Genomic DNA, 24,103 nt, shown 5'->3' on the forward strand with positions numbered 1-24,103 from the left:
GGACGCGTGACCTCGCCCGACGTCAACACCCTGCACGCCCATGTCTGGCCGACGGCGACGACGCGGACGCCCGAGGGCGCCCTCCAGGTCGCCGGTGCCGACGTCCGGGCGCTCGTCGCCGAGCACGGGACCCCGGTCTACCTGCTCGACGAGGCGGACGTCCGCCGCAGGGCCGTCGCCTTCCGCGACGCGTTCGCCACTGCGTTCGAGCGGATCGGGACGCGGGCGGACGTGTACTACGCGGGCAAGGCGTTCCTGTCGACGGCGCTCGCGCGGTGGATCACGCAGGAGGGGCTGCGGCTCGACGTCTGCACCGGTGGGGAGCTGGCCATCGCGCGACGCGCCGGTGTGCCGGGGGCGAACATCGGGCTCCACGGCAACAACAAGTCGATGACCGAGATCGCGGAGGCTGTCGAGTACGGCGTCGGACGGATCGTCGTGGACTCCTTCGAGGAGGTCGACCGGGTCGCCTCCGTCGCCCGGGCGCGCGGCGTGGTGGTCCCGGTGATGATCCGGGTCAAGGCCGGGGTCGAGGCGCACACGCACGAGTTCATCGCGACCGCCCACGAGGACCAGAAGTTCGGCTTCAGCCTGGCCGGCGGTCAGGTGTCGGACGCGGTCGCGGCGGTCCTCAAGCACCCGGATGCGCTGGCACTGCTGGGTTTTCACTCACACATCGGCAGCCAGATCTTCGAGGCCGAGGGCTTCCGGGTCGCGGCGACGCGCCTCATCGCCCTGCAGCTCGAGGTGGCCCGGGAGCACGGCATCACCCTGCCCGAGCTCGACCTCGGGGGCGGGTTCGGCATCGCCTACCTGCCCGATGACCGGCCGATGGCGCCGCAGGAGCTGGCCGACCAGCTCGCCGAGATCGTCGCGACGGCCTGTCACGAGCAGGGCGCTCCGGTGCCGCACATCTCGGTCGAGCCCGGCCGGGCGATCGTCGGGCCGGGCGGGGTCACCGTGTACGAGGTCGGGACGGTCAAGCCGGTGCAGGCCACCGACGACCTGGTGCGCACGTACGTCTCGGTCGACGGCGGCATGAGCGACAACGCCCGTCCGGCCCTGTACGACGCTCGCTACACCTGCGTGCTCGCGAACCGCACCAGCGACGCCGCACCCGTTCAGTCGCGCGTCGTCGGCAAGCACTGCGAGAGCGGCGACATCGTGGTCCGCGACGTGCTGCTCCCGGGCGACGTGCACGCCGGCGACCTGATCGCGGTACCCGCGACCGGTGCGTACTGCCGGAGCCTGGCCAGCCAGTACAACCACACGCCCCGCCCGCCCGTCGTCGCGGTGCGCGACGGCGCGTCGCGGGTGGTCGTTCGCCGCGAGACCGTCGCGGACCTGCTGGCGCTGGAAGGGGAGTGAGCGCCGTGAGCGAGTCATCGGTACGGGTGGCGCTGCTGGGCTGCGGCACCGTCGGCACGAGCGTGGCCCGTCGGCTCGTCGAGCACGCGGACGAGCTGGCCGCGCGCGTCGGGCGACCGCTGGAGATCGTCGGCGTTGCCGTACGCGACCCGGCGCGGCCCCGGCCGGACTCCGGGCTCGACCCCGCTCTGTTCACCACCGACGCGGAGGGCCTCGTGACACGGGCCGACGTCGTGATCGAGCTGATGGGTGGCATCGAGCCCGCCCGAGGCCTGCTGCTGCGCGCGATGGAGCACGGCGCGAGCGTCGTCACCGCGAACAAGGCGCTGCTCGGCGAGGACGGCCCCCGGCTGTACGAGTCGGCCGCGCGGCACGGCGTCGACCTCTACTACGAGGCGTCCGTCGCCGGGGCCATCCCGCTGCTGCGACCGCTGCAGATGTCGCTGGCCGGCGACTCGGTCGAGCGCGTGATGGGCATCGTCAACGGCACGACCAACTTCGTCCTCGACAAGATGGACCGCAGCAACGAGGACCTGGACACGGTGCTCGCCGAGGCGCAGGCGCTGGGGTACGCCGAGGCCGACCCGACCGCCGACGTCGAGGGGTACGACGCCCGCGCCAAGGCCGCCATCCTCGCCTCGCTCGCGTTCCACACCCGGGTGGCCGCTCCGGACGTCAGCTGCGAGGGCATCATGAGCGTCACCGCCGAGGACATCCGCGCCGCCCGGAAGATGGGCTGCGTCGTGAAGCTGCTCGCGATCTGCGCCCGGGTCCGCGACGACCGCGGCGAGGAGAGCCTGAGCGTGCGCGTCCACCCGACCCTCGTCCCGCGCTCGCACCCGCTGGCCTCGGTGCACGAGGCGTTCAACGCGGTCTTCATCGAGACCGCGCTCGCCGGCGAGCTGATGTTCTACGGCCAGGGCGCCGGCGGTGACCCGACCGCCTCGGCCGTGCTCGGCGACCTGGTGCAGGCCGCGCGACACAAGGTGACGGGCAGCCGCGGGCCGGGGGAGTCGGCGTACGCCGACCTGCCGATCCTCCCGCTCGCCCAGGTCGAGACGCGGTACGCGATCCGCGTCGACGTGCTGGACCGCACCGGCGTGCTCGCTCATGTCGCGAGCGCCTTTGCGGAGCACGGGGTCTCGATCGAGAGCATGCGTCAGGGGGTCCGCCGCAGCGGCGACGGCCTGGCGTCGATCACGATCGCGACGCACGCGGCGACGGACGCGGCCCTGGCCAGGACCGTCGACCGGCTGAGACTGCTCGACGACGTGAGCGCGGTGACGTCCGTCCTGCGCATGGAGGGGATCTGAGATGGCGCACCAGTGGCGCGGAGTGATCAACGAGTACGCCGACCGGTTGCCGCTGCTGGCGGGTGCACCGGTCGTGACGCTGGGTGAGGGCGGTACGCCGCTCATCCACGCCGAACGGCTGAGCGAGCGGGTCGGTGCCGACGTGCACATCAAGTACGAGGGCCTCAACCCCACCGGCTCGTTCAAGGACCGCGGCATGACCACGGCGATCTCGGTGGCGGCCAAGCACGGCGCCAAGGCGGTGATCTGCGCCTCGACCGGCAACACCAGCGCGTCGGCCGCCGCGTACGCCACCAAGGCCGGCATGACCTGCGGTGTCCTCGTGCCCGAGGGCAAGATCGCGATGGGCAAGCTCAGCCAGGCGATTGCCCACGGCGCGACGCTGCTGCAGGTGGACGGCAACTTCGACGACTGCCTCACGCTCGCGCGCAAGCTCGCGGAGGCGTACCCCGTCGAGCTGGTCAACTCGGTCAACCCCGCCCGCATAGAGGGCCAGAAGACCGCGTCCTTCGAGATCGCCGAGGCGCTCGGCGACGCCCCCGACATCCACTGCCTGCCGGTCGGGAACGCCGGCAACATCACGGCGTACTGGCGCGGGTATCGCGAATCCCTCGACGCCGCAGGCGATCTGGGCGCTCTCGCGACCCGGACGCCGCGCATGTGGGGGTTCCAGGCGGCGGGTGCGGCGCCCATTGTCAAGGGTCATCCGATCGACCACCCGGACACCATCGCCACGGCCATCCGCATCGGCAACCCCGCGTCCTGGGAGCAGGCGCAGGCCGCGCGGGACGAGTCGGGCGGGCTGATCGACGCCGTCAGCGACGAGCAGATCCTGCGGGCGCACCGGCTGCTGTCGAGCACCGAGGGCATCTTCGTCGAGCCGGCGTCCGCCGCGAGCGTGGCCGGCCTGCTGATGCTGCACGAGCGCGGCGAGGTCCCGGCCGGCGCGCGCATCGTGTGCACCGTGACCGGTCACGGTCTCAAGGATCCCGGCTGGGCCCTGAAGAACGCGGACGGCAGCGACGTGCAGCCGACCCGGGTCCCCGTGGACGCGGTCACCGCCGCCACGGCACTCGACCTGGAGGGCTGAGGTGCAGGACGTCGCCGTGGGCCGTTCGCTCGCGGTGCGGGTCCCGGCGAGCTCGGCCAACCTGGGTCCGGGGTTCGACTCGATCGGTCTCGCGCTCGGTCTGTGGGACCAGGTCTCGGTGACCGTCGGTGGGGTCGGCCTGCGCGTCGAGGTCAGCGGGGAGGGCGCCGCGGAGGTCCCGTACGACGAGGGGCACCTGGTCCACCGCGCCATGCTGACCGCGTGGGACCACCTCGGCGTCCGGGCGCCGGAGGGTCTGGGCCTGGTGTGCCACAACGCGATTCCGCACGCACGCGGTCTCGGTTCGTCCGCCTCGGCCATCGTCGCCGGAGTCGCCGTCGCGGCGGGGCTCGCGGAGATGGACCTGACGTCCGCGGCCGGGCTCGCGATCGTCAACGACGTCGCGAGCGGCATCGAAGGGCACCCGGACAACGCGTCGGCGAGCGTGTACGGCGGTCTCACCGTGTCCTGGGCGGACGACGCCGACGGGAGCGGCTGGCGCACGGCGTCCCTGGCCGTGCACCCCGACCTTCGTCCCGTCGTCCTCGTCCCGGACGAGCGACTCTCGACGCACGAGGCGCGGGCGGCTCTGCCGGACCGGCTCGCCCTTGCCGACGCGGCGCGCAACAGCGGCCGCGCCGCCCTGCTCACCCACGCCCTCACCGCCGAGCCGGCGCTGCTGCTGCCGGCGACGCGCGACTGGCTGCACCAGGAGGCCCGCCGCGTGTCGTACCCGGTCACGATGGCGATGGTCGACCGGCTTCGGCGGGATGGTCACGCGGCGACGGTCTCCGGCGCCGGCCCGTCCGTGCTGGTGCTCGCGACCTGCGACACCGCGGCGAAGGTGGTGGACGCCGCCCGGTCGCACGCCGGCTGGCGAGTGCTCGAACCACAGATCCCCAGCACCGGTCTGCGGGTCGTTTCGCCCGAGATGGGCACCGGGGTGTAGATTGTGGGGTGCACCACCACTCCACGGGTTTTCCCTCGGAGGTCACAGACCCGACGTCACACGTCGGGACCGGTGCACTCTTCTCCTCACGAGCGCGTGGCGCCGGCATCGGCGTCCGGGCAGCCGTGGGGCGCGTAGCCAGGGTCTGAGCCTGGCTGGTGAATACCCCAAACCCCGGCCAGACCGGGTCAGACGAGGGGGAAGGATCCTTCGTGACAGACACCACCGAGGTCACCGCATCCACTGCGGGCGACTCGACACCTCGAGGTGGCCTCAGCGCCCTCAAGCTCGACGAGCTCAAGCAGCTCGCCGCGAGCATGGGCATCAGGGGCACCTCCAAGATGCGCAAGAGCGACCTGGTTGCCGCCATCGGCAGCGGTCGTAGCGGCGGCGGTCTCCAGACCACCGAGCCCGCGGCGCGTCGTGCGCCGCGCCGTGCCACCAGCACGGGTGCGCGACCGGCGAGCGCGCCGGACGCCGCGGCGACCCTGCCGGGCACCAGCCCGGTCGAGCCCGTGGTCACCGAGACTCGCGAGCCCTCCGCGCCCCGTGGCGCCGAGGACCGCGCCGTCGGCACCATCGCCCGCGAGGAGCGTCCCGCCGAGGGCCGTGGGCGCGAGGCCGGCCAGCAGAACGACCGTCAGGGCCAGGAGCCCCGTGGCGACCACCAGGGCGAGGAAGCCCGTGGTGAGCGTGGCGACCGTGACCGTCAGGACGGTGGCAACCGTCAGGGCGGCAACGACAACCGTCAGGGCGGCAACGACAACCGCCAGGTCAACGAGAACCGTGGCAACCGCGGGGACCGTCAGGGCAACGAGTCCCGCGGTGAGCGCGGCGACCGTGACCGCCAGGACGGTGGCAACCGTCAGGGCGGCAACGACAACCGTGACCGCCAGGGCAACGAGAACCGCGACAACCGCGGCGACCGTCAGGGCGGCAACGACCGCCAGGGCAACGAGTCCCGCGGTGAGCGCGGCGACCGTGACCGCCAGGACGGTGGCAACCGTCAGGGCAACCAGAACCGCAGCGGCAACCGCGATGGCGGCAACCGCGACAGCGGCAACCGCGACGACGACGAGCGTCGCGGCCGTCGCCGCCAGCGCGGTCGGGACCGCAAGCGCGGCCGCGGGCGCGCCGAGGACTTCGGCGACGTCGACACCCAGGTGCGCGAGGACGACGTCCTCGTCCCCGTGGCCGGCATCCTGGACGTCCTGGACAACTACGCCTTCGTCCGGACCAGCGGCTACCTGCCCGGCTCGAACGACGTGTACGTGCCGCTCGGCATGGTCAAGAAGAACGGCATGCGCAAGGGCGACGCCATCACCGGTGCCATCAAGGCGCTGCGTGAGGGCGAGCAGCCGCCGGCGCGGCAGAAGTTCAACGCGCTCGTGCGGGTCGACACGGTCAACGGCCAGACGCCCGACGAGGCCGGCAAGCGCGTGGAGTTCTCCAAGCTGACGCCGCTGTACCCCCAGGAGCGCCTGCGCCTGGAGGACGACCAGAAGAACATCACCAACCGGGTCATCGACCTCGTCGCTCCGATCGGCAAGGGCCAGCGCGGCCTGATCGTCGCCCCGGCGAAGTCCGGTAAGACGCTGGTCATGCAGTCGATCGCCAACGCGATCACGACCAACAACCCCGAGTGCCACCTGATGGTCGTCCTGGTGGACGAGCGTCCGGAGGAGGTCACCGACTTCCAGCGCTCGGTCAAGGGTGAGGTCATCGCCTCGACGTTCGACCGGCCGGCCGCCGACCACACCGAGGTCGCCGAGCTCGCCATCGAGCGGGCCAAGCGCCTCGTCGAGATGGGCCACGACGTCGTCGTGCTCCTGGACGGCATCACCCGCCTGGGCCGTGCGTACAACCTCGCGGCCCCCGCGAGCGGACGCATCATGTCCGGTGGTGTCGACAGCGCTGCGCTCTACCCGCCGAAGAAGTTCTTCGGTGCGGCGCGCAACATCGAGAACGGTGGCTCGCTCACCATCCTCGCGACCGCGCTGATCGACTCCGGCTCGAAGATGGACGAGGTCATCTTCGAGGAGTTCAAGGGCACCGGTAACTGGGAGCTGCGCCTGTCGCGTCAGCTCGCCGAGCGCCGCATCTTCCCGGCCGTCGACGTCAACGCCTCCGGCACCCGTCGCGAGGAGATCCTGCTGGCGGGCGACGAGCTGAAGATCATGTGGAAGCTGCGCCGGGTGCTTGCTGCGCTGGACTCGCAGCAGTCCGTCGAGCTGCTGCTGGACCGGCTGCGCAAGACCAAGAGCAACGTGGAGTTCCTGATGCAGGTGCAGCAGACCTCCTCGATCAAGCTCGACGACGAGGACTGATCGTCCGAAGTCGTACGCAGAGGGGCCGGGTTCGCAAGAACCCGGCCCCTCTCACGTGCCCCCTCTCAGCGCCGTCGACGCCGCCAGGCGATCGCGGCCGGGACCGTGAACGCCCAGAATCCGGATACCGGAACGAGCGCGACGCCCCAGACGGTGAGACCGACGAGCCCTAGGGACACGTACGCGGGGAGTGGCCCGCGCCGTTCCAGGTCTCGGACGTGGGCCGCGAGCAGAAGCGCGGCGAGCCCGGCGGTCGCGTACCAGAACGCGGCGGACCGTTCGTCCAGCAGTGCCGGGTCAGCGTCGACCTGTCCGATGACGCCACCGCGGACGATCCCGCTCACGGCGTCGCCGTAGAGCAGAGGCGTCATCGCGACGTGGACGGCGCCGATGACGGCGAGGGATCGCGCCGCCCACGGCGCGTGGGCCGGCGCCGGAGAGTCCTGAGCCGGCAGCGGTCGTGAGATGTCGGTGGTCATGACGAGTCTCCTCGGGGTGGGTGGACCCCACCGTGACCGACGGGCACTCGCGGCGGGATCCCCCCGGGGAGGGGAGGAGCTCGCAAGGACGGGGGAGCCGGAGCCTTCGCGCCGGCACAAGGTGGTGCCGGGCACAGGTATGCGTGTGCCCGGCACCACCTCTTGCCGGTGCGTCAGTCGACGTCGATGTCCGCGACCCTCATGAACGCGACCCGGTGGCCGAGACTCACCTGGACGTAGGGGTCCTTGCCGACGATGTCGATGTGGTCGCCCGGGGTGGCGAGCGAGAACGTCTTGGCCTTGTAGTAGTCGGTCGGCGGCGCCTCGTCCGACACGACGTACGCCTGGCCGGCCGGCACGGCGTAGATCAGCGGGAGGACCGGCTGCACGTCGGCCGGGTTGGTGTACGCGGACGCCTCGGGGTAGCAGCGGCCGTACACCGGCACCGTCGCGCGGCCGGCCTTCGGGCGGGCGACCTTCGGCGGGCGGACGACCACTCGCGCGGTGGGCCTGGCGGCGGGGTTGTGGAACCACGCCTTGAGCCCGAGGTACCAGATCGCGGTCCAGTCACCGGCGAGCTCGGCGACGACGAACTCGGTGCCGGCGGTGGCGCGGGCGCTGATGTCGGACACCTCGGTCGAGGCGGGCTGCCCCTTCTGGTGCAGGCCGATGTCGTTGACCAGCGGTGCGTCCGCTGCCGGTGATCGGCGGAGCGTGACGAAGTTGGTGTCCTTGTCGCCGCACGAGGCCGGCTTGCCGGCCTCGCAACCGGTCACCGGCTGCTTGTTGCCCACGAAGCCGGGGACGATCCGGACGACGTCGCCGACCTTCACCGGCCGGGTCGCCGTACCGCGGTTCAGCGGCGCGCCCATCAGCTCGAAGTAGTGCTCCCAGTCCCAGAAGGGGCCCGGGTCCCAGTGCATGCCGGGGATGTTGGCCGTGGTGACGCCGGGGATCTGGTCGTGGCCGATGATGTGGGCGCGGTCCATCGGGATGCCGTACTTCCTCGCCAGGTAGCGGACCAGCGTGGCGGAGGTGCGGTACATCGGCTCGGAGAACCACGGGGCGCCCTGCGCGGCGAAGCCCTCGTGCTCCAGCCCGATCGAGTGCATGTTGAGGTACCAGTTGCCGGCGTGCCAGCCGACATCGCCGGGCACCAGGTGCTGGGCGATGTGACCGTCGGAGGAGCGCAGCGAGTATTGCCACGAGACGTACGTCGGGTCCTGGACGAGGTCGAGCACCGTCTTCCAGTAGCCCTCGGTGTCGTGGATGACGATGTGGGTGATCGTCGGCGCGGCCGGCCGACGGGCCAGGTCGTGGTTGCCGTAGTCACCCGGGGCCGGCCCGTACTGCTCGTACGGCGCGGGGATCCACTCGACGTCCAGGCCGGTCGGCGCGTCGATCGGCCCGGACGGGCGCCTCTCGCCGGCCGCCTGGGACGCGCGCCGGGCGAGCGGGGCGCGCTGGGTGTCGGTGGAGGAGATCGCGCGCGGCGGGAGGGTGAGGCTGGATCCGTCACCGAGCTCGACGGTCGCACCGGTCCGGATGACCCGCATGGTCTCGTCGGCGAAGTCCAGCTGTCCCTGGCTCGAGGGCAGGCCGCTCGCCGCGGCGACCGCGGAGTACCAGGTGCCCGGATCGGTGCTCGTACCCGTCGGCCCGCCGGCGGCGCGCTGCAGCGCGGCCAGGAGGGCTGCGCCCGCACGGATGTTGGTCTCCGGGTCGGTCCGCACCGCCTCCGGCGAGGCCCCGGCGGCCGATGCGGCGTCGCCCAGGGTGTCGAGGGTGGTGGTCTCCGGCTTGTCGGCACGCGCGCGTGCCTCCTGCGCGGCTGCGCCGTCGATGAGGTGCATCGGGCCGTAGCCGAGTGAGGCGCTCGGCGTGCCCTCGTGGTGCTGCCAGCGGGTCTGTGCGTACGACACCGCGGCGAGGACGGACGCAGGGACGCCGTACGCGGTCGCGGCCTCGGTGAAGATCGTGTGCCGGTCGACGGTGACGACCTGAGCCTGGGCCGATGAGGCGATCGCTGCGGTGGCCGGGACGGCCAGGCCGGCGATCAGGAAGTGGCGGCGGGACAGTGGAGCGCCCATGAATGCCTCCTGTGCGGGGGTGGTGCCCGAAGGACGTGACAAGACCTCACCCTTCCACCTGACTTGCCGGTAAAGGTTTACTTCGGGTGAGAATTTCGTCTGATCACGCCCGCGGCGGCCCCGACTGCACCCGCCGGCGCAGCTCGGCCACACCGTCCGGGCCGTCCGGCACGTCCCACCAGGACTCGACCCACCAGGTCGCGCCGGCGTCCGCCCACTGCTGCGGCGCCCCGTGCACCTCGCCGAAGTCGCCGTGGCTGTCGCCCTCGACGACCACGTCGTACCCCTCCCAGGGCAGACCGGCGTCCGCGCGCAGTCGCTGGAGCTCGGTGACGATCGTGCCCAGTGCGTCCAGGGTCAGCCCGGAGCTGCCCTCCGCGCCGCCGGCCACCGCGGGGAAGACGCCTTGCCAGCGGGCGGCGCGCTCCAGCGACCGCTGCCGCCCGCGGCCGGGGACGTACGCGCCCACGGGCCACACGGGCGGGTGGGGCCGCTGCACCGACGGGGGAGGCCCCGCGGGTTCCACCGGCGTCGTGAGGTCGAGCGAGTAGTGCTCGCCGTCGTAGGAGAACGGCTCGCCCGAGGTCAGCCGGCTGAAGACCTCCAGGCACTCGTCCAGCTTCCGGGCCCGGTCCCGCCGCGGCTCCTCGCCCTCGAACCGGGTCCAGTTGGAGTTCAGCGCACCCAGGCCGACGCCGAGCGTGACGCGACCCTGCGACACCTGGTCGACCGAGGAGACGAGCGAGGCGAGGTCCCAGGGCCGGTACCGGGACGCGGGCGTGATCACCGTCCCGAGGCGGATCCGCTGGGTCCGGGCGGCGGCGGCGGCCAGCTGGACCCAGGCGTCGCGGCGCCAGACGCCCTCCCAGGAGAAGACGGCGTCCCAGCCGTGCTCCTCCCCGAGCTCGGCGAGCTCGATGAACTCCAGCTCGGAGGCGAACGGGACCACGAAGCCGTATCTCATGCCGGCACGCTACGGCTGCCCACCGACAGGGCGCTTGATCCGCGTTGCCCTCCGGAATAGCCGGCCATCGGCCGCCGTTTGGACGAGTGGTCTGCCGGTCTGGCAGAATCGAACGCTGGTCACCGGTTCACGCCCCGCCTCAGCGACGGCGACCCGGAGACATCCCGACAGCTAGGAGAAGCCCGTGAAGAAGGACCTTCACCCCTCGTACGGCGAGACCGCGGTCACCTGCACCTGCGGCGCGTCGTTCACCACCAAGAGCACTGCTGAGAGCGGCCGCATCAGCGTCGAGGTCTGCTCGCAGTGCCACCCGTTCTACACCGGCAAGCAGAAGATCCTCGACACCGGTGGTCGCGTCGCTCGCTTCCAGGAGCGCTACGGCAAGAAGGCCGCCAAGTAGCACTCCCGCACACCGGCTCTGTCCTTCTGGGCAGGGCCGGTGTTCTGTTCTCAGTCACGCCGCGCGGCCCGGCTGCGCCGAAGAAGGGGATCGCCCGATGCTGGAGTCAGCACAGGCCATCGTCGACGAGCACGCCGACCTGGAGCGGCAGCTGGCCGACCCGGCCGTTCACGCCGACCCCGGGGCGCTGCGTCGCCTCAACAAGAGGTACGCCGCGATCGCTCCCACCGTCGCGGCGTTCCACGCCTGGAGCGGGGCCCGCGACGACCTGGAGGCCGCGCGTGAGCTAGCCACCGAGGACGCCGGCTTCGCCGAGGAGGTCCCGGCGCTGGAGGCCCGCGTCGCCGAGACCGAGGAACGGCTGCGTCGGCTGCTGCTGCCCCGTGACGAGGACGACGACCGGGACGTGATCCTCGAGGTCAAGGCGGGTGAGGGCGGCGAGGAGTCCGCGCTGTTCGCCGGCGACCTCACCCGGATGTACCTGCGCTTCGCCGAGCGCGCGGGCTGGAAGGCCGACATCGTCGATGCCACCGATTCCGACCTCGGTGGTTACAAGGATGTCCGCGTCGCCATCAAGGCCAAGGGCTCGGCCGAGCCTGGCAGCGCGCCGTGGGCACGGCTGAAGTACGAGGGCGGCGTGCACCGCGTCCAGCGGGTCCCGGTCACCGAGTCCCAGGGCCGAATCCACACCTCGGCCGTCGGCGTGCTCGTCACCCCGGAGATCGAGGAGGACGACGAGATCGAGTTCGGTCCGAACGACCTCAAGATCGACGTCTACCGCTCCTCGGGCCCCGGCGGTCAGTCGGTCAACACGACCGACTCCGCGGTCCGGATCACGCACCTGCCGACCGGTGTCGTCGTCTCCTGCCAGAACGAGAAGTCGCAGCTGCAGAACAAGGAGTCGGCGATGCGGGTGCTCAAGGCGCGCCTGCGGCAGATGCAGATCGAGGAGCGCGAGGCCCAGGCGTCCGCCGCCCGCCGCTCCCAGGTGCGCACCGTCGACCGCTCGGAGCGGATCCGGACGTACAACTTCCCGGAGAACCGCATCGCCGACCACCGCACCGGTTACAAGGCGTACAACCTGGACACCGTGCTGGACGGTGAGCTGGGACCGGTGATCGACTCGGCCGTCGCCGCGGACGAGGCCGCCCGGATGGCAGCCGTCGCCGATGGCTCCTGACGATCCTCCCCCCGTCCCGTCCACACCGGAGCGCGCGACGTCAGGTCGGTCGTCGGGGATGATCCGTACGGCGGCCGCCCGGCTGGCCGAGGCGGGCGTCGGCTCGCCGGAGCACGACGCCCTGGCGCTGCTCGCCCACGCCTGGGGACGCAGCGTCTCGGACGTCCGCCACGCGATGGTGATGGGCCGGGAGCCCGAGCCGGAGGTTGTCGAGCGGTTCACCGACATGGTGGACCAGCGGGCCGACCGCGTCCCCCTGCAGCACCTGACGGGGGTGGCGGGCTTCCGCGGGCTCGAGCTCGCGGTCGGGCCCGGCGTCTTCGTCCCCCGGCCGGAGACCGAGCTGCTCGTCGACCTGGTGCTCGACGGCCTCGCGCCCGGCGCCCTGGTCGTCGACCTGTGCACGGGCTCCGGCGCCGTCCCGCTCGCGGTCAAGCACGAGCGACCCGACGTCGAGGCGTACGCCGTCGAGCTGGACCCGCTCGCGTTCGCCTGGGCCGAGCGCAACCGCGAGCGGCTCGGCCTGGACGTCGAGATGCGTTGCGGCGCAGCCCAGTCGGCCTTCCCCGAGCTGGACACCATGGTCGACGTCGTCGTGAGCAACCCGCCGTACATCCCGGTCGGCATGGAGCCGGTCGACCCGGAGGTACGCGACCACGACCCCGAGGTCGCCCTCTACGGGGGGAGCGAGGACGGCTTGCGGATCCCGCTGGAGGTCGCGGCGCGCGCGTGGCAGCTGCTCCCGCCTGGCGGCCGGCTCGTCATGGAGCACGCCGACGTGCAGGGAGACTCGTTGCCGTCCGCACTTCGGAGGGCGGGCTGGCGCGACGTCGCGGACCACCGCGACCTGACCGGCAGGCCGCGGGCCGTCACGGCACGTCGGGGACAGCGCGGCTGAGCGCGGCCTCAGATCCGGCGCGCCGAGCGGAACCCTCTGGCGTACAGGCCGGTCCCGTCCAGCAGGGAAGCGCCTTTGTAGTCACCCATGGTCGGGCCGTCGATCGACTTGCGGCTGGAGACGAACCGGCGCCGACCGCTGTCGTCGAGGCCGAGGTAGATCGCCACGTGGTTGATGATGCCGTCGAACTCCGCCGTCGTGTCGGTGTCGTTGTCGGTGTCGAAGAACAGGAGGTCGCCGGGGGCGAGCGCACGCAGGTCGGTCGGGCGCACGCCGGTGTCCGGGATGAGGAGGGCGCCCGGGGCGAAGGCGGCCATGTCGCGAGAGCGGCGGGGCAGGCCGGGGCCGGCCTTGTAGCTGCTCAGCAGGGGGTACCCGAGCCGGCGACCGAGGAGGAGCCGGACGTAGCCGGAGCAGTCCACGGCGCCGTACCGGTCCGATCCACCGGTCCGTGTCACCCCGTCGACGTACGTCCAGCTGGTGCCGAGGTAGTCCTCGACGTCCGAGCCCTCGATGCGGTCGTCCAGGGTCAGGGGCCCGTACGAGGCGTTGCCGCGGTAGCGCAGGCCGCTGTCGTCCGTCGCGTCGGACGCGCCCGCGACGTACTGCATCGCCATGGCGAGCAGATCGGGGCCGAGGTTGATGCGTTGGCGATCCAGCCACGAGCCGACCCAGCTGCTGGACGTGGAGGACTGCGTCCACGTGTAGGGCGCCAGCCGCACCCAGGTCGAGTGGCGGACCACCGCGGTCACGCCGGGCTCGGTGAACGTCCGGGCGCGCCCCTTCAGCGCGACCGTGCGCGCACCGTCGGTGAAGGTCGCGACGACCACGCCGTCGAGCAGTGCGTCAGTGCGGTCCGGCCCGCTGCGGCGAACCCACTGGTAGCGCGTCCCGAGCCCGATGGCCGGGAGGACGGCGGCACCGGCCAGAGCGCTCGCTCCCGCGAGGCCGAGAAGGGCGCGACGGCTGGGGCGACGGACGACGGCACGCGATGCGGGCATGGCTGACTCCGAGGTGTGCGAGTGACGGGATCTCGAACGTCAACTCCATGGTCACGCCGATGGACCCCGGCGGAGCACCCCGAAGCGTTCACGTTCGGTCAAGGCAAGGCAGGCCGAGGTTATGGGCAGGTCAACATCCGCGCAACCGAATCGTGACGAGCTCGAACGGACGGAGCTGCAGCCGGACGTTCTCGCCCGTCACCTCGCGGACGGCACGTCGCTCGACCTCCCGCTCCAGCAGGTCGGTCTCCACCGCGTCCGCGAGCTCGAAACCGGCTCGCAGAGTGCCGGTCGCGCGAGAGCCGTACGCCTCGTACAGCCGCACGACGACGTCGCCGGAACGGTCGGCCGCGAGCTTGACGGCCTCGACGACGATCGCGGGCTCGTCGACGGTCAGCACGGGTTCAGGCGCTCGGACGCCGGTCACGCGGCGCAGCGGGAGGTTGATCCGGTAGCCCTCGGCCACCGCGTCCGCCACCGACGACCCGGGCCGGATGCTGTACCGCATCCGGTGCCGGCCGGTGTCGGCGTCCGGGTCGGGGAACTGCGGCGCGCGCAGCAGCGAGAGCCGGACCTGGGTGGCGACGCCGTCGGCCGTGACGATGCGCTGGATGTCGTGGCCGTACGTCGCGTCGTTGGCGACCGCCACGCCGTACCCGGTCTCGCCCACGTGCACCCACCGGTGGGCGCAGGTCTCGAACCGGGCGGCGTCCCAGGAGGTGTTCTGGTGGATCGGCCGGTGGACGTGCCCGAACTGGATCTCCGAGGTCGCCCGCTCCGCGAGCACGTCCACGGGGACGGCGACCTTGAGCAGCCGCTGGCGCTCGTGCCAGTCGATGGTGAGGTCGACCTCGACCGCGCGACCGTCCGGGCTGAGCGAGATCCGTTGCCGCACGGTGGATTCGGAGATCGAGCGGGTCACGACCACGGCGTCGTCCTCGATCGTGACCGTCGCGTCGGAGCGCAGCTCGATCTCGTTGCGGCGGTAGTGGTCGTTGACGTCCCAGGCGTCCCACTGGTTCGGGATGTCCTCGAAGAGCTGCAACCGGTTCGCGGTGGTGTCGGCGGGCAGCACCTCGCGATCGGCGAGCAGGTCGAGCACGGACGTGAGCTCGCCGCGTCCGTCGACGCGTACCCGCAGCGCGTCCCCGACGAGCACGGCACCGCGACCGTCCGAGGTCACCGTCGCGCTGCTGCGCGCCGAGGTGCCTGTCGTGCCCCCGAGCGCCGGCACGCCGGCGATGTCGTACGGCCCGGCGTTGGTGATGATCTGCGAATCGCCTTCTTCAAGAACGGCTTTCAGCGACTCGTCGATGATCGTCTCGACGGCGGACTCGACCTCGGCGTAGTTACGCTCGGCCTCCTCGTGCACCCAGCTGATGGAGGATCCCGGCAGGATGTCGTGGAACTGGTTGAGCAGCACCACCCGCCACAGCCGCTGCAGCTCGTCGTACGGGTAGTCGTGGCCGGCGCGCACCGCCGCCAGGGTCGCCCACAGCTCGGCCTCGCGGAGCAGGTGCTCGCTGCGCCGGTTGCCCCGTTTGGTGCGCGCCTGCGAGGTGTACGTGCCGCGGTGGTACTCCAGGTACAGCTCGCCCGACCAGACCGGCGGTGACGGGTAGTCGGCCTCGGCCCGCTCGAAGAACTGCCGCGGACTGCCGAGCGTGACCCGCGGCGCACCCTCCAGGTCGGCCTGCCGATGTGCGGCCGCGAGCATCTCGCGCGTCGGGCCACCACCCCCGTCGCCCCAGCCGAACGGCACCAGCGAGAGGTTGGTCCGCCCCTTCTCCCGGAACTGCCGCTCCGCACGCCGCAGGTCACGAGCGGACAGGTCGGAGGTGTAGGTGTCCACCGGGGGGAAGTGGGTGAAGACCCGCGTGCCGTCGATGCCCTCCCAGTGGAAGGTGTGGTGCGGCATCCGGTTGGTGTCGTTCCAGGAGATCTTCTGCGTCAGGAAGTACGTGGAGCCGGACGCCCGGACCAGCTGGGGGAGCGCGGCGGAGTAGCCGAACGAGTCGGGCAACCACACCTCGCTGGTGTCGATCCCGAAGTGCTCCAGGAAGAACAGCTTGCCCTCGACCAGCTGGCGGGCCAGTGCCTCACCTCCGGGCAGGTTGGTGTCCGACTCGACCCACATGCCGCCGACGGGGACGAAGCGGCCCTCCACCGCGCGCGTACGGATCCGCTCGAACAGCTCCGGGTAGGTGAGGCGGATCCACTCCAGCTGCTGCGCCGACGAGCACGCGAACACCAGGTCGGCGTCCTCGTCCATCAGGTCCAGGACGTTGGAGAAGGTCCGGGCGCACTTGCGGACGGTCTCGCGGGTCGGCCACAACCAGGCGGAGTCGATGTGGGCGTGACCGGTGGCGACGACCTGGTGGGCGCTCGCCACCGCCGGCGAGGCGAGCGCCCCTTCGAGCGCCTTGCGCCCGGCCGGTGCGGTGGAGGCGAGGTCGCGCGGGTCGACGGCGTCGAGCATGCGGTCCAGCGCGGCCTCGATCCCGGCCACGCGCGGCGAGTCGGACGGCAGCTCGTCGAGGTACCCCGCGAGCACCTGGACGTCCTGGGTGAGCTCCCAGACGGGCACGTCCAGCAGGACCAGGTCGAGGCTGCGCAGCTCGTACAGCGGCGCCCGCCCGGCGGTCGCCTTCGACCCGAGCGGCGTCGGGATGAACCAGCCGTTCTCGGGCACGTACGGGTTCGCTGCCGCCTCGACGTAGAAGTCGACGGTCCGCCCGTCGGGTGTGATGCCGTGCCGGGGAACCCACGCGTTGAGCGGCTCGATGCCCTTGATGATCCGACCGTCGGCGTCGTACGCCGTCGCCTCGGCCTGGAAGCCGGGACCGGCTGCGTTGAAGCCGAGGTCGACGAGCGCCTCGACACGGGAGTCGGCGCGCTCGCTCCAGCCCTCCGGCAGCGTCCCGGTGACGTGGAACCACGTGGTGCCCCAGGGAGAGCCCCACTGCGACTCGGCCCCGGCACCGGCGACGAACGGGACGAACTCGGCGACCACGGCCTCGGCGAACGGCACGGGCTCGTCCGGCACGTCCCAGCGCGTCAGCCGCAGCGGCGTGCGCTCGCGGTACAGCGCGGCCGGGAGGTACTCCTGGCGGAAGCGGTGGAGGCGAGATCGGATGAAGCTGCTCTGGTCGTGCATCGGCCCCTCGTACGGTCGGATCGACGTCGGCCGGTCGGTTCTCGGCGTCCGCAGCAGCGTGTCAAAGATTCGTCACGGATGACCACAACAGCGGCAGTCGTTCTCATCGGCCGTCGCAGCGGGCGTGGCCGCTCACCAGCCGACGGTCACCAGCGCGAGGAGGGTGAGCATCGGGAAGAGGCCCTGGACGGATGCCGCCCGCGCCTTGCTCCGGTCGCCGGCGATCAGCACGACCGCCGCGGCGAGCATGGACGCCGTGGCGGACGCCACGAGTGCGGTGCCCGCCTCCTGGTGGTCGGTCGCGTGCAGCACGAGCCCGACCACGGTGACGATCGCGAGGAAGAGGTTGTAGAAGCCCTGGTTGAACGCCCACGGGCGCATGATCTCGGCGTCCTCGTGCGACCGGACGCCGAACGTGCGCATGGTCGCCGGGTCGGTGAACCTGAGCGACTCGATCACGAAGATGTAGACGTGTACGAGAGCGGCGAGTGCCGCCGGGATGGCCACCAGCATGGGACGTCCTCGCTCCGGGCGCCGTGACCGCGCCGACTGCAGCCGATGCTAGGGCGAGCGACCCTAGAGGGGATCGATCTCGACCACCCCGGCGGCGCCGGTGTCGTCCAGCGCGTCGAGGTGCTCGGGCAACCGCCTCGGCGAGAAGGTCACCCCCGCCGTGCGCAGGTCGTTCGGGGACCACCACCGGATGTCGTGGACCCGCTCGGCGGCCAGCTGTTCGGTGGTCATCGCCGGGCGGGGTTCGAACCGCTCCACGACGACCGGATGGAAAGTGTCGGTCTGCCCGTCCCAGCCGTCCATGGAGAACAGGTGCGTCTTGCGCCAGACGGCGGGACCGATCGGCGGGTCGAGCAGACCGACCTCCTCGCCCAGCTCGCGGCGCAGCGCGTCCTCGGGCTGCTCACCCTCCTCGATCCCGCCTCCCGGGCAGGCCCAGAACCCGCCCGGTACGTCGAGACCGGGCCAGTCGAAGTGCACCAGCAGGACGTGCCGGTCGCGGTCGAGGACGATCGCGCGTACCGCCTGGCGGATCCGAGGCTGCGTGCTCGTCACGAGGCGACCGGGTCGCTGACGGTGGCACCGGTGAGCTCCTCGACGATCGCGATCGCCTGCCGCGTCGTCAGGAGGGCGCCCTTCATCGCCCGCAGGCGGTCCAGGTCGCACGGGCCGAGAGCGGCTCCCCGCAGGTCGGTGCCCTCGAGCCGGGCCTCGAACAGGTCGGCGCCGAGCAGGTCGCAACCGTCCAGGACGCACGACCGCAGGTCCGTCCCCCGCAGGACGGCCTCGGTCAGCCGGCAGCCGGACAGGTCCGTGCGGGCGAGGGGGGCACCGGTGAGGTTCGCTGCGAACAGGTTGCAGCGCTCCAGCCGGAAGCCCAGGCCACGCACCGACTCGAAGCTCGCGCCCATCAGGCGGCAGCCGCGGAACGTCGTGTCCGCCAGCAGAGCACCGCGCAGGTCCACCCGGTCCATCGTGCAGTCGACGAACGTGACCTCGGACAGGTCGACATCGCGCAGGTCGGCGTCCTGCAGGTCGCACCGGGTCAGCGTCAGGGGTGCTGTCGCGGCGGCGAGCAGAGCGCGCAAGGAGGCGCCGTCGTACGTCGTGTCCGTGGTCGCGGGGGCGCTCATGGGGGTGCACTGTGCCACGCCCCGCCGACTACGCTCGATGCACCGCGACATGGAGGCGAGGCAGTCATGGGTTTCCTGGACCGTCTGTTCGGACGCAAGGACCAGCAGGACCAGCAGCAGCCGCAGCAGGGCTACCAGGCGCCCCAGCCGGGGTACCAGCAGCCGCCCGGCGGTCAGCCGCAGCAGGCCTACCCTCAGCAGCCGTACCAACCGGGCAGCGCCCAGGATGGCCCGGCACCGGCGCAGCAGCCAGCCGCCGCGCAGCAGCCGCCCCCGGGTAGCGCCGATGCCGACCAGCAGGCGATCCAGCGGTACGAGTACCTCCTTCGTACGGCTCCGCCCGAGCAGATCGAGCGTGCGCACGAGGAGGCCTTCGCCCAGCTCACGCCGGCCCAGCGCGCCCAGGTCCTGAACAAGCTGGCGCAGGAGGCCCCGCAGGAGGCGCCGCGTGACGACTCGCCGCAGTCGCTCGCGCGCAGCGCCACGCGGATCGAGATGCAGCGTCCCGGCACGCTGCAGCGAGCGTTCGGCAGGCCGGGTCTCGGCGGTCGCGCCGGGGGAGCGGGCCTGTCGATGGGCGGCATGCTGCTGACCAGCGTGGCGGGCGCCTTCATCGGCACGGCGATCGCGCAGGAGCTGTTCGACAACGACTCCGGCGACGCCGGTCAGGACCAGTCCGACTCCGGTCAAGACCAGTCCGACTCTGGTCAGGACCAGTCCGACTCCGCTGATACCGGGCAGGACTCGGGCGACACCGGGGGTACGGACGCCGGCGACACGAGCGCGACCGACGCCGGGTTCGCCGACTCCGGCTCCGGCGGTGGCTTCGACGGCGGCGGCTTCGACGGCGGCGGCTTCGATGGGGGAGACTTCGGCGGTGGCTTCGGTGACTTCTAGGAGGGGCGAGTGAGCCCGGTCTACGACTGCTCGACGGCCGAGGGCCGGGAGGACGGGCTCGCCGCTGCGCGCCAGGCGCTCGGTGACGGCCGTCTCGTCGTGCTCCCCACCGACACGGTGTACGGCCTGGCCGCCGACGCGTTCAACCCGACCGGCGTCACCGCGATCTTCACTGCAAAGGGGCGCGGCCGTGACATGCCGCCCCCGGTCCTCGTCCCCAACCACCGCACGGTCGACGGGCTCGCCATGGCGATGCCGGCGTACGTCAAGCGGCTGATGAAGGAGTTCTGGCCCGGTGGGCTGACCCTGGTCGTCCGGGCACAGCAGTCCCTGTCCTGGGACCTCGGCGACACCAATGGCACGGTCGGGCTGCGGATGCCGGACGACGAGCTGACCCTGGCCCTGCTCGCGGAGACCGGCCCCCTCGCGGTCAGCAGCGCCAACCGGACCGGCCAGCCGGCCGCCACCACGGCGACGGATGCGGGCTTCCAGCTGGGTCCGTACGCCGAGGTGTACCTCGACGACGGCCCGCGCGAGACGGTGCAGCCGTCGACGATCGTCGACTGCACCAAGCCCGACCCGGTCGTCCTCCGGGAGGGCGCGGTGAGCGTCGAGCAGCTGCGTGAGGTGCTCGGTGACATCCACCTGGTCGCTCCCGACACCGGCGACGACGGACTGAGCGGGGGAGCGCCCCAGGTCCCCGACGGCGTCGAGATCGGGTCCTCCGCCGACGTCGACGATGCCGGTGAGCCCTCGCTGGGCCAGCACTGGCACGATTCCTCCACGGTGCAGCCGTCACGGTCGTTCGGCAGCTCCGTCCTTCCGCCGGCCGAACCCGTCGGCGAGTCCTCGACCGAGTCCGACCCAGCGACAGGTGATCACCGATGAGCACGCCCTTCTACGGTTCCGACTACGACGCACTCGCGCAGTTCGATCCCGACATCGCGGGCGTGCTGCTGTCCGAGCTCGACCGGCTGCGCAGCGGGCTGCAGCTGATCGCGAGCGAGAACATGTCCAGCCCGGCCGTGCTCACCGCGCTGGGCTCGACCCTGTCCAACAAGTACGCCGAGGGCTACCCGGGGCGTCGCTACTACGGCGGCTGCTCCGAGGTCGACAAGGCCGAGACGATGGCGATCGAGCGGTGCAAGGCGCTGTTCGACGCCGAGCACGCCAACGTGCAGCCGCACTCCGGCGCCAGCGCGAATCAGGCGGTCTACGGCGCGTTCATGCAGCCCGGCGAGACCATCCTGTCGATGTCTCTGCCGCACGGTGGCCACCTCACGCACGGCACCAAGGTGTCCTTCTCCGGCAAGTGGTTCAGCGCCGTCAACTACGGCGTCGACAAGGAGACCGAGGACATCGACTACGACCAGGTCGAGGCGCTCGCGAAGGAGCACCGGCCGAAGGTCATCCTCGCCGGCGGCTCGGCCATCCCGCGGCTCATCGACTTCGAGCGCTTCCGCGCCATCGCCGATGAGGTCGGGGCGATCTTCTGGGTCGACGCCGCGCACTTCATCGGGCTGGTCGCGGGCCAGGCCATCCCCTCGCCCGTGCCGTACGCCGACGTCGTCACCTTCACCACGCACAAGGTGCTGCGCGGCCCGCGCTCGGGCGCGCTGGTCTGCAAGGAGGAGCACGCCAAGGCGCTCGACAAGGCCGTCTTCCCGATGATGCAGGGCGGCCCGCAGATGCACACGATCGCGGCCAAGGCCGTCAACTTCAAGGAGTGCGCGACGCCGGAGTACGCGGCGTACGCCAAGCAGGTCATCGCCAACGCCCAGCAGCTCGCGACATCGTTGGGGGAGAAGGGGATTCGGCCCACGACCAACGGCACCGACACCCACCTCTCGCTGCACGACCTGCAGGGCATCGGCGTCACCGGCGCGGACGCCGAGCTGCGCGCGGACGCCGCCGGCATCGTGCTGAACAAGAACGCCATCCCCTTCGACCCGCAGAAGCCGAACATCGCCTCCGGCATCCGCGTCGGGTCGCCGTCGGTGACCACCCAGGGCATGGGCACCGAGGAGATGAAGCAGATCGCCGACCTGATCCACCGCGCGATCACCGAGGGCGACGGCGACCCCGACCACGCCGTCGCCAAGGACGTCCGCGCCCAGGTGACCGACCTGGTGGGGCGCTTCCCGACGTATCCGCACGCCTGACGATCGGTGCGCGAGTACGTCCTGGTCGCGGTCGTCGCGGCCGTGCTCACCTTCGTGGCCACGCCGCTGGCCCGGTGGATCGCCGTCCGCTTCGGCGCGGTGACTCCCGTCCGCGGCCGGGACGTGCACTCCGTACCCATCCCTCGGCTCGGTGGCATCGCGATGCTGCTGGGCTTCGGTGTCGCCATGCTCGTCGGCACCCAGCTGCCCTACTTGTCGACCCTCTCCACTCGCGAGGTGGTCGGCGTCCTCGCCGGCGCCGTGCTGATGTGCGGCCTCGGCGCGGTCGACGACTTCCGTGAGCTGGACGCGCTCACCAAGTTCGCGGGGCAGATCATCGCCGCCGGGGTGATGGCGTTCTCCGGGGTGCAGCTGCTGCAGCTGCCGATCGGGGGAGTCACGGTGCTCCCGCAGCCCGTGCTCGTCGGGCTCACCGTCCTGGTCGTCCTCGTCACCACGAACGCGGTCAACTTCGTGGACGGCCTGGACGGCCTGGCGGCGGGGGTGGTGGCGATCGCCGCGCTCACCTTCTTCGTGTGGGCGTACTCGCAGCCGCAGATCAGCTCCGGCAGCGAGACCCCGAACGTCTTCTCCATCGCGACCCTGGTCGCGGCCGGGCTGGTCGGCTGCTGCGTCGGGTTCTTGCCGCACAACTTCCACCCGGCGCGGCTGTTCATGGGGGACTCCGGCGCGCTGCTGCTCGGGCTGCTGCTGTCGGCCGCGACGATCTCGGTGACCGGCAACCTCGACCCGGCCAACAGCGACGACCGTCAGGCAACTGTCGCGCAGTGGCTGCCGCTGGCCCTGCCGGTGGCGATCCTGGCTCTCCCGGTGCTCGACGTCGTGATGGCGATCATCCGCCGGCGGGGCAGGTTCTCCCAGCCTGACTCCAAGCACCTGCACCACCGGATGCTGCAGATCGGCCACACGCACCGCAGGGCTGTGCTGATCTTCTACCTGTGGTCGTTGTCGATCGCGGCGGGCGTGCTCGGGTACGCCTTCCTCCCGGCCGGCGGCGCCACGGCGCTGCTCGCCGGGCTGCTCGGCCTCTCGCTCGTGCTGACCTGGGGTGTCCCGCGCTGGAGCCAGGCCCGACGCTCGTCGCTCTGACGCCGGGCCCGTCCGGCTGTCGGCGCCTGCTTGCCCACCATCCGTGCGGGGTCGAGAGGTGGGGCCGACTGGCAGCGCGTCAGATGCTTGTGATAGTTTTCACAAGCGTTCGAACGAACGCCAGATTGCCTCTTCGCGAGGCGCCTTCGACGCCCACGATCTGTGCAGATTAAGGAAGCCCGACCATGGACTCCGGCCCGAGAGACAACGGCAAGCAGCGCATGGACGCCGTGCCGGTCGGCGATCGTCCCTTCGCCGTGATGCTTCGAGCCGGCGCAGTGGCGACGATGATCGCCCTGCCGGTCGTCGTCATCGTCCTTTGGCTGGTGCGGGACGCGAAGGGCGGCGGCTCCGCCGCGCTCGGCGCCCTGATCGCCATCCTCTTCTTCGCCGCCGGCCTCGCCGTCATGCAGCGGATCGCGGGCGACAACCCGATGACCATGATGGCCGGGGCGCTCGCCGTCTACCTCGGCCAGATCATCTTCCTGGGCATCATCATTCTGGTGCTCGGCGGCGTCGACTGGATCGACGGCGTGGCCTTCGGCCTGGCGGTCCTCGTCATCGCACTCGTCTGGCAGGTGGCCCAGGTCCTCGCGTTCATGCGAATGCGCAAGCCGGTCTACGACTCTCCTGCGGTCGATGACGAGGAGCGGTCATGATGAGGAGCACCCCCCGTCGTACAGGACACCCGCATGAGCACTCCCGCACCGCACGATCCCGCCGACTCCCGGCCCGCGTACACCGGCCGCTCGGAGACCCGCGAGTACCGCGAGGCACCGATCCCGGAGTCGGTCGCGTGGACCGTCACCGCCCATCTGATCTCGGGGCCGGTGCTGTACGGCGGCATCGGACTGCTGCTGGACCACTGGTTCGGTACGAGCTTCCTCGTGGTCATCGGGATCCTCGGCGGGATGGCCCTGTCCATGTACCTGATCTGGGTCCGGTACGGTTCATCCTGACTTCCGCAGGTCATGAGCCCTCCCGCAGCGCGTCACCGCAGCGCGGCTCCGATCCTGGGGCAATCGGGTTCACCCCCCACCCGTCGCCCACCCACCCGTCCGAAGTTCTGCAC

22 protein-coding genes are annotated in these 24,103 nt (G+C 71.6%); 14 read left to right on the forward strand and 8 right to left on the reverse strand.

What is annotated here, in order from left to right:
* Positions 1–6 precede the first annotated feature (6 nt).
* From lysA to rho, 5 genes are all read left to right on the forward strand, one after another.
* Positions 7–1,368: a diaminopimelate decarboxylase gene (gene lysA, locus P4R38_RS12705; protein ID WP_277192437.1), complete on the forward strand. Its 1,362-nt coding sequence runs from the start codon at positions 7–9 to the stop codon at positions 1,366–1,368.
* On the forward strand, positions 1,365–2,681 hold the full coding sequence (locus P4R38_RS12710) for a homoserine dehydrogenase (protein WP_409201260.1): 1,317 nt from the start codon (positions 1,365–1,367) through the stop codon (positions 2,679–2,681). The genes lysA and P4R38_RS12710 overlap by 4 nt, the downstream gene beginning before the upstream one ends.
* A gap of 1 nt (position 2,682) precedes the next feature.
* The gene (gene thrC, locus P4R38_RS12715; protein WP_277192439.1) at positions 2,683–3,771 is read left to right on the forward strand and encodes a threonine synthase; all 1,089 of its coding nucleotides are present in this window, start codon (positions 2,683–2,685) and stop codon (positions 3,769–3,771) included.
* Between the two features lie 16 nt (positions 3,772–3,787).
* Positions 3,788–4,720: a homoserine kinase gene (gene thrB, locus P4R38_RS12720; RefSeq protein WP_277192440.1), complete on the forward strand. Its 933-nt coding sequence runs from the start codon at positions 3,788–3,790 to the stop codon at positions 4,718–4,720.
* 212 nt (positions 4,721–4,932) lie between these two features.
* Positions 4,933–7,047, forward strand: coding sequence for a transcription termination factor Rho (gene rho, locus P4R38_RS12725; RefSeq protein ID WP_277192441.1), 2,115 nt, complete (start codon positions 4,933–4,935; stop codon positions 7,045–7,047).
* 65 nt (positions 7,048–7,112) lie between these two features.
* Here the strand turns inward: rho and P4R38_RS12730 are convergent, their stop codons facing one another.
* The 3 genes from P4R38_RS12730 to P4R38_RS12740 form a co-directional block, all read right to left on the reverse strand.
* A complete protein-coding gene (locus P4R38_RS12730; RefSeq protein ID WP_277192442.1) occupies positions 7,113–7,526 on the reverse strand; it encodes a DUF6463 family protein in 414 nt (137 codons plus the stop codon).
* A 173-nt stretch (positions 7,527–7,699) separates the two neighbouring features.
* Positions 7,700–9,616 (reverse strand): N-acetylmuramoyl-L-alanine amidase, encoded by a 1,917-nt coding sequence (locus P4R38_RS12735; RefSeq protein ID WP_277192443.1) that lies wholly within the window; start codon positions 9,614–9,616, stop codon positions 7,700–7,702.
* A 103-nt stretch (positions 9,617–9,719) separates the two neighbouring features.
* Positions 9,720–10,580 (reverse strand): LLM class flavin-dependent oxidoreductase, encoded by an 861-nt coding sequence (locus P4R38_RS12740; protein WP_277192444.1) that lies wholly within the window; start codon positions 10,578–10,580, stop codon positions 9,720–9,722.
* A gap of 184 nt (positions 10,581–10,764) precedes the next feature.
* On the opposite strand from P4R38_RS12740, the gene rpmE reads away from it, so the two are divergent.
* From rpmE to prmC, 3 genes are all read left to right on the forward strand, one after another.
* Positions 10,765–10,980, forward strand: a complete 216-nt coding sequence (gene rpmE / locus P4R38_RS12745; protein ID WP_275238433.1) for a 50S ribosomal protein L31 — start codon at positions 10,765–10,767, stop codon at positions 10,978–10,980.
* A 97-nt stretch (positions 10,981–11,077) separates the two neighbouring features.
* Positions 11,078–12,160 carry a peptide chain release factor 1 gene (gene prfA / locus P4R38_RS12750; protein ID WP_277192445.1) on the forward strand — a complete coding sequence of 361 codons (1,083 nt, stop codon included), beginning with the start codon at positions 11,078–11,080 and terminating at the stop codon, positions 12,158–12,160.
* A 58-nt stretch (positions 12,161–12,218) separates the two neighbouring features.
* Positions 12,219–13,058 (forward strand): peptide chain release factor N(5)-glutamine methyltransferase, encoded by an 840-nt coding sequence (prmC, locus tag P4R38_RS12755; protein ID WP_275238436.1) that lies wholly within the window; start codon positions 12,219–12,221, stop codon positions 13,056–13,058.
* 8 nt (positions 13,059–13,066) lie between these two features.
* On the opposite strand, the gene P4R38_RS12760 is transcribed toward prmC, so the two are convergent.
* The 5 genes from P4R38_RS12760 to P4R38_RS12780 form a co-directional block, all read right to left on the reverse strand.
* Positions 13,067–14,059: an NlpC/P60 family protein gene (locus P4R38_RS12760; RefSeq protein WP_275238437.1), complete on the reverse strand. Its 993-nt coding sequence runs from the start codon at positions 14,057–14,059 to the stop codon at positions 13,067–13,069.
* A 130-nt stretch (positions 14,060–14,189) separates the two neighbouring features.
* Positions 14,190–17,216: an alpha-mannosidase gene (locus P4R38_RS12765; RefSeq protein WP_277192446.1), complete on the reverse strand. Its 3,027-nt coding sequence runs from the start codon at positions 17,214–17,216 to the stop codon at positions 14,190–14,192.
* A gap of 132 nt (positions 17,217–17,348) precedes the next feature.
* Positions 17,349–17,729 (reverse strand): DUF1304 domain-containing protein, encoded by a 381-nt coding sequence (locus P4R38_RS12770; protein WP_277192447.1) that lies wholly within the window; start codon positions 17,727–17,729, stop codon positions 17,349–17,351.
* Between the two features lie 63 nt (positions 17,730–17,792).
* The gene (locus P4R38_RS12775; protein WP_277192448.1) at positions 17,793–18,284 is read right to left on the reverse strand and encodes an NUDIX hydrolase; all 492 of its coding nucleotides are present in this window, start codon (positions 18,282–18,284) and stop codon (positions 17,793–17,795) included.
* Positions 18,281–18,862 carry a pentapeptide repeat-containing protein gene (locus P4R38_RS12780; RefSeq protein ID WP_277192449.1) on the reverse strand — a complete coding sequence of 194 codons (582 nt, stop codon included), beginning with the start codon at positions 18,860–18,862 and terminating at the stop codon, positions 18,281–18,283. The genes P4R38_RS12775 and P4R38_RS12780 overlap by 4 nt, the downstream gene beginning before the upstream one ends.
* Before the next feature lie 66 nt (positions 18,863–18,928).
* On the opposite strand from P4R38_RS12780, the gene P4R38_RS12785 reads away from it, so the two are divergent.
* The 6 genes from P4R38_RS12785 (at position 18,929) to P4R38_RS12810 (ending at position 23,990) form a co-directional block, all read left to right on the forward strand.
* Positions 18,929–19,759 (forward strand): hypothetical protein, encoded by an 831-nt coding sequence (locus P4R38_RS12785; protein WP_277192450.1) that lies wholly within the window; start codon positions 18,929–18,931, stop codon positions 19,757–19,759.
* Positions 19,760–19,768: 9 nt separating this feature from the next.
* Positions 19,769–20,647 carry an L-threonylcarbamoyladenylate synthase gene (locus P4R38_RS12790; protein ID WP_275238443.1) on the forward strand — a complete coding sequence of 293 codons (879 nt, stop codon included), beginning with the start codon at positions 19,769–19,771 and terminating at the stop codon, positions 20,645–20,647.
* Positions 20,644–21,921 carry a serine hydroxymethyltransferase gene (locus P4R38_RS12795; protein WP_277192451.1) on the forward strand — a complete coding sequence of 426 codons (1,278 nt, stop codon included), beginning with the start codon at positions 20,644–20,646 and terminating at the stop codon, positions 21,919–21,921. Before P4R38_RS12790 ends, P4R38_RS12795 begins: the two co-directional genes overlap by 4 nt.
* Positions 21,922–21,927: 6 nt before the next feature.
* On the forward strand, positions 21,928–23,031 hold the full coding sequence (locus P4R38_RS12800; protein WP_275238445.1) for an MraY family glycosyltransferase: 1,104 nt from the start codon (positions 21,928–21,930) through the stop codon (positions 23,029–23,031).
* 185 nt (positions 23,032–23,216) lie between these two features.
* A complete protein-coding gene (locus tag P4R38_RS12805) occupies positions 23,217–23,690 on the forward strand; it encodes a hypothetical protein (protein ID WP_275238446.1) in 474 nt (157 codons plus the stop codon).
* 33 nt (positions 23,691–23,723) lie between these two features.
* Positions 23,724–23,990 carry an AtpZ/AtpI family protein gene (locus tag P4R38_RS12810; RefSeq protein WP_275238448.1) on the forward strand — a complete coding sequence of 89 codons (267 nt, stop codon included), beginning with the start codon at positions 23,724–23,726 and terminating at the stop codon, positions 23,988–23,990.
* Positions 23,991–24,103: the final 113 nt, after the last annotated feature.

Origin of the sequence: Luteipulveratus flavus (assembly GCF_029439465.1) — a bacterium.
GTDB lineage: Bacteria > Actinomycetota > Actinomycetes > Actinomycetales > Dermatophilaceae > Luteipulveratus > Luteipulveratus flavus.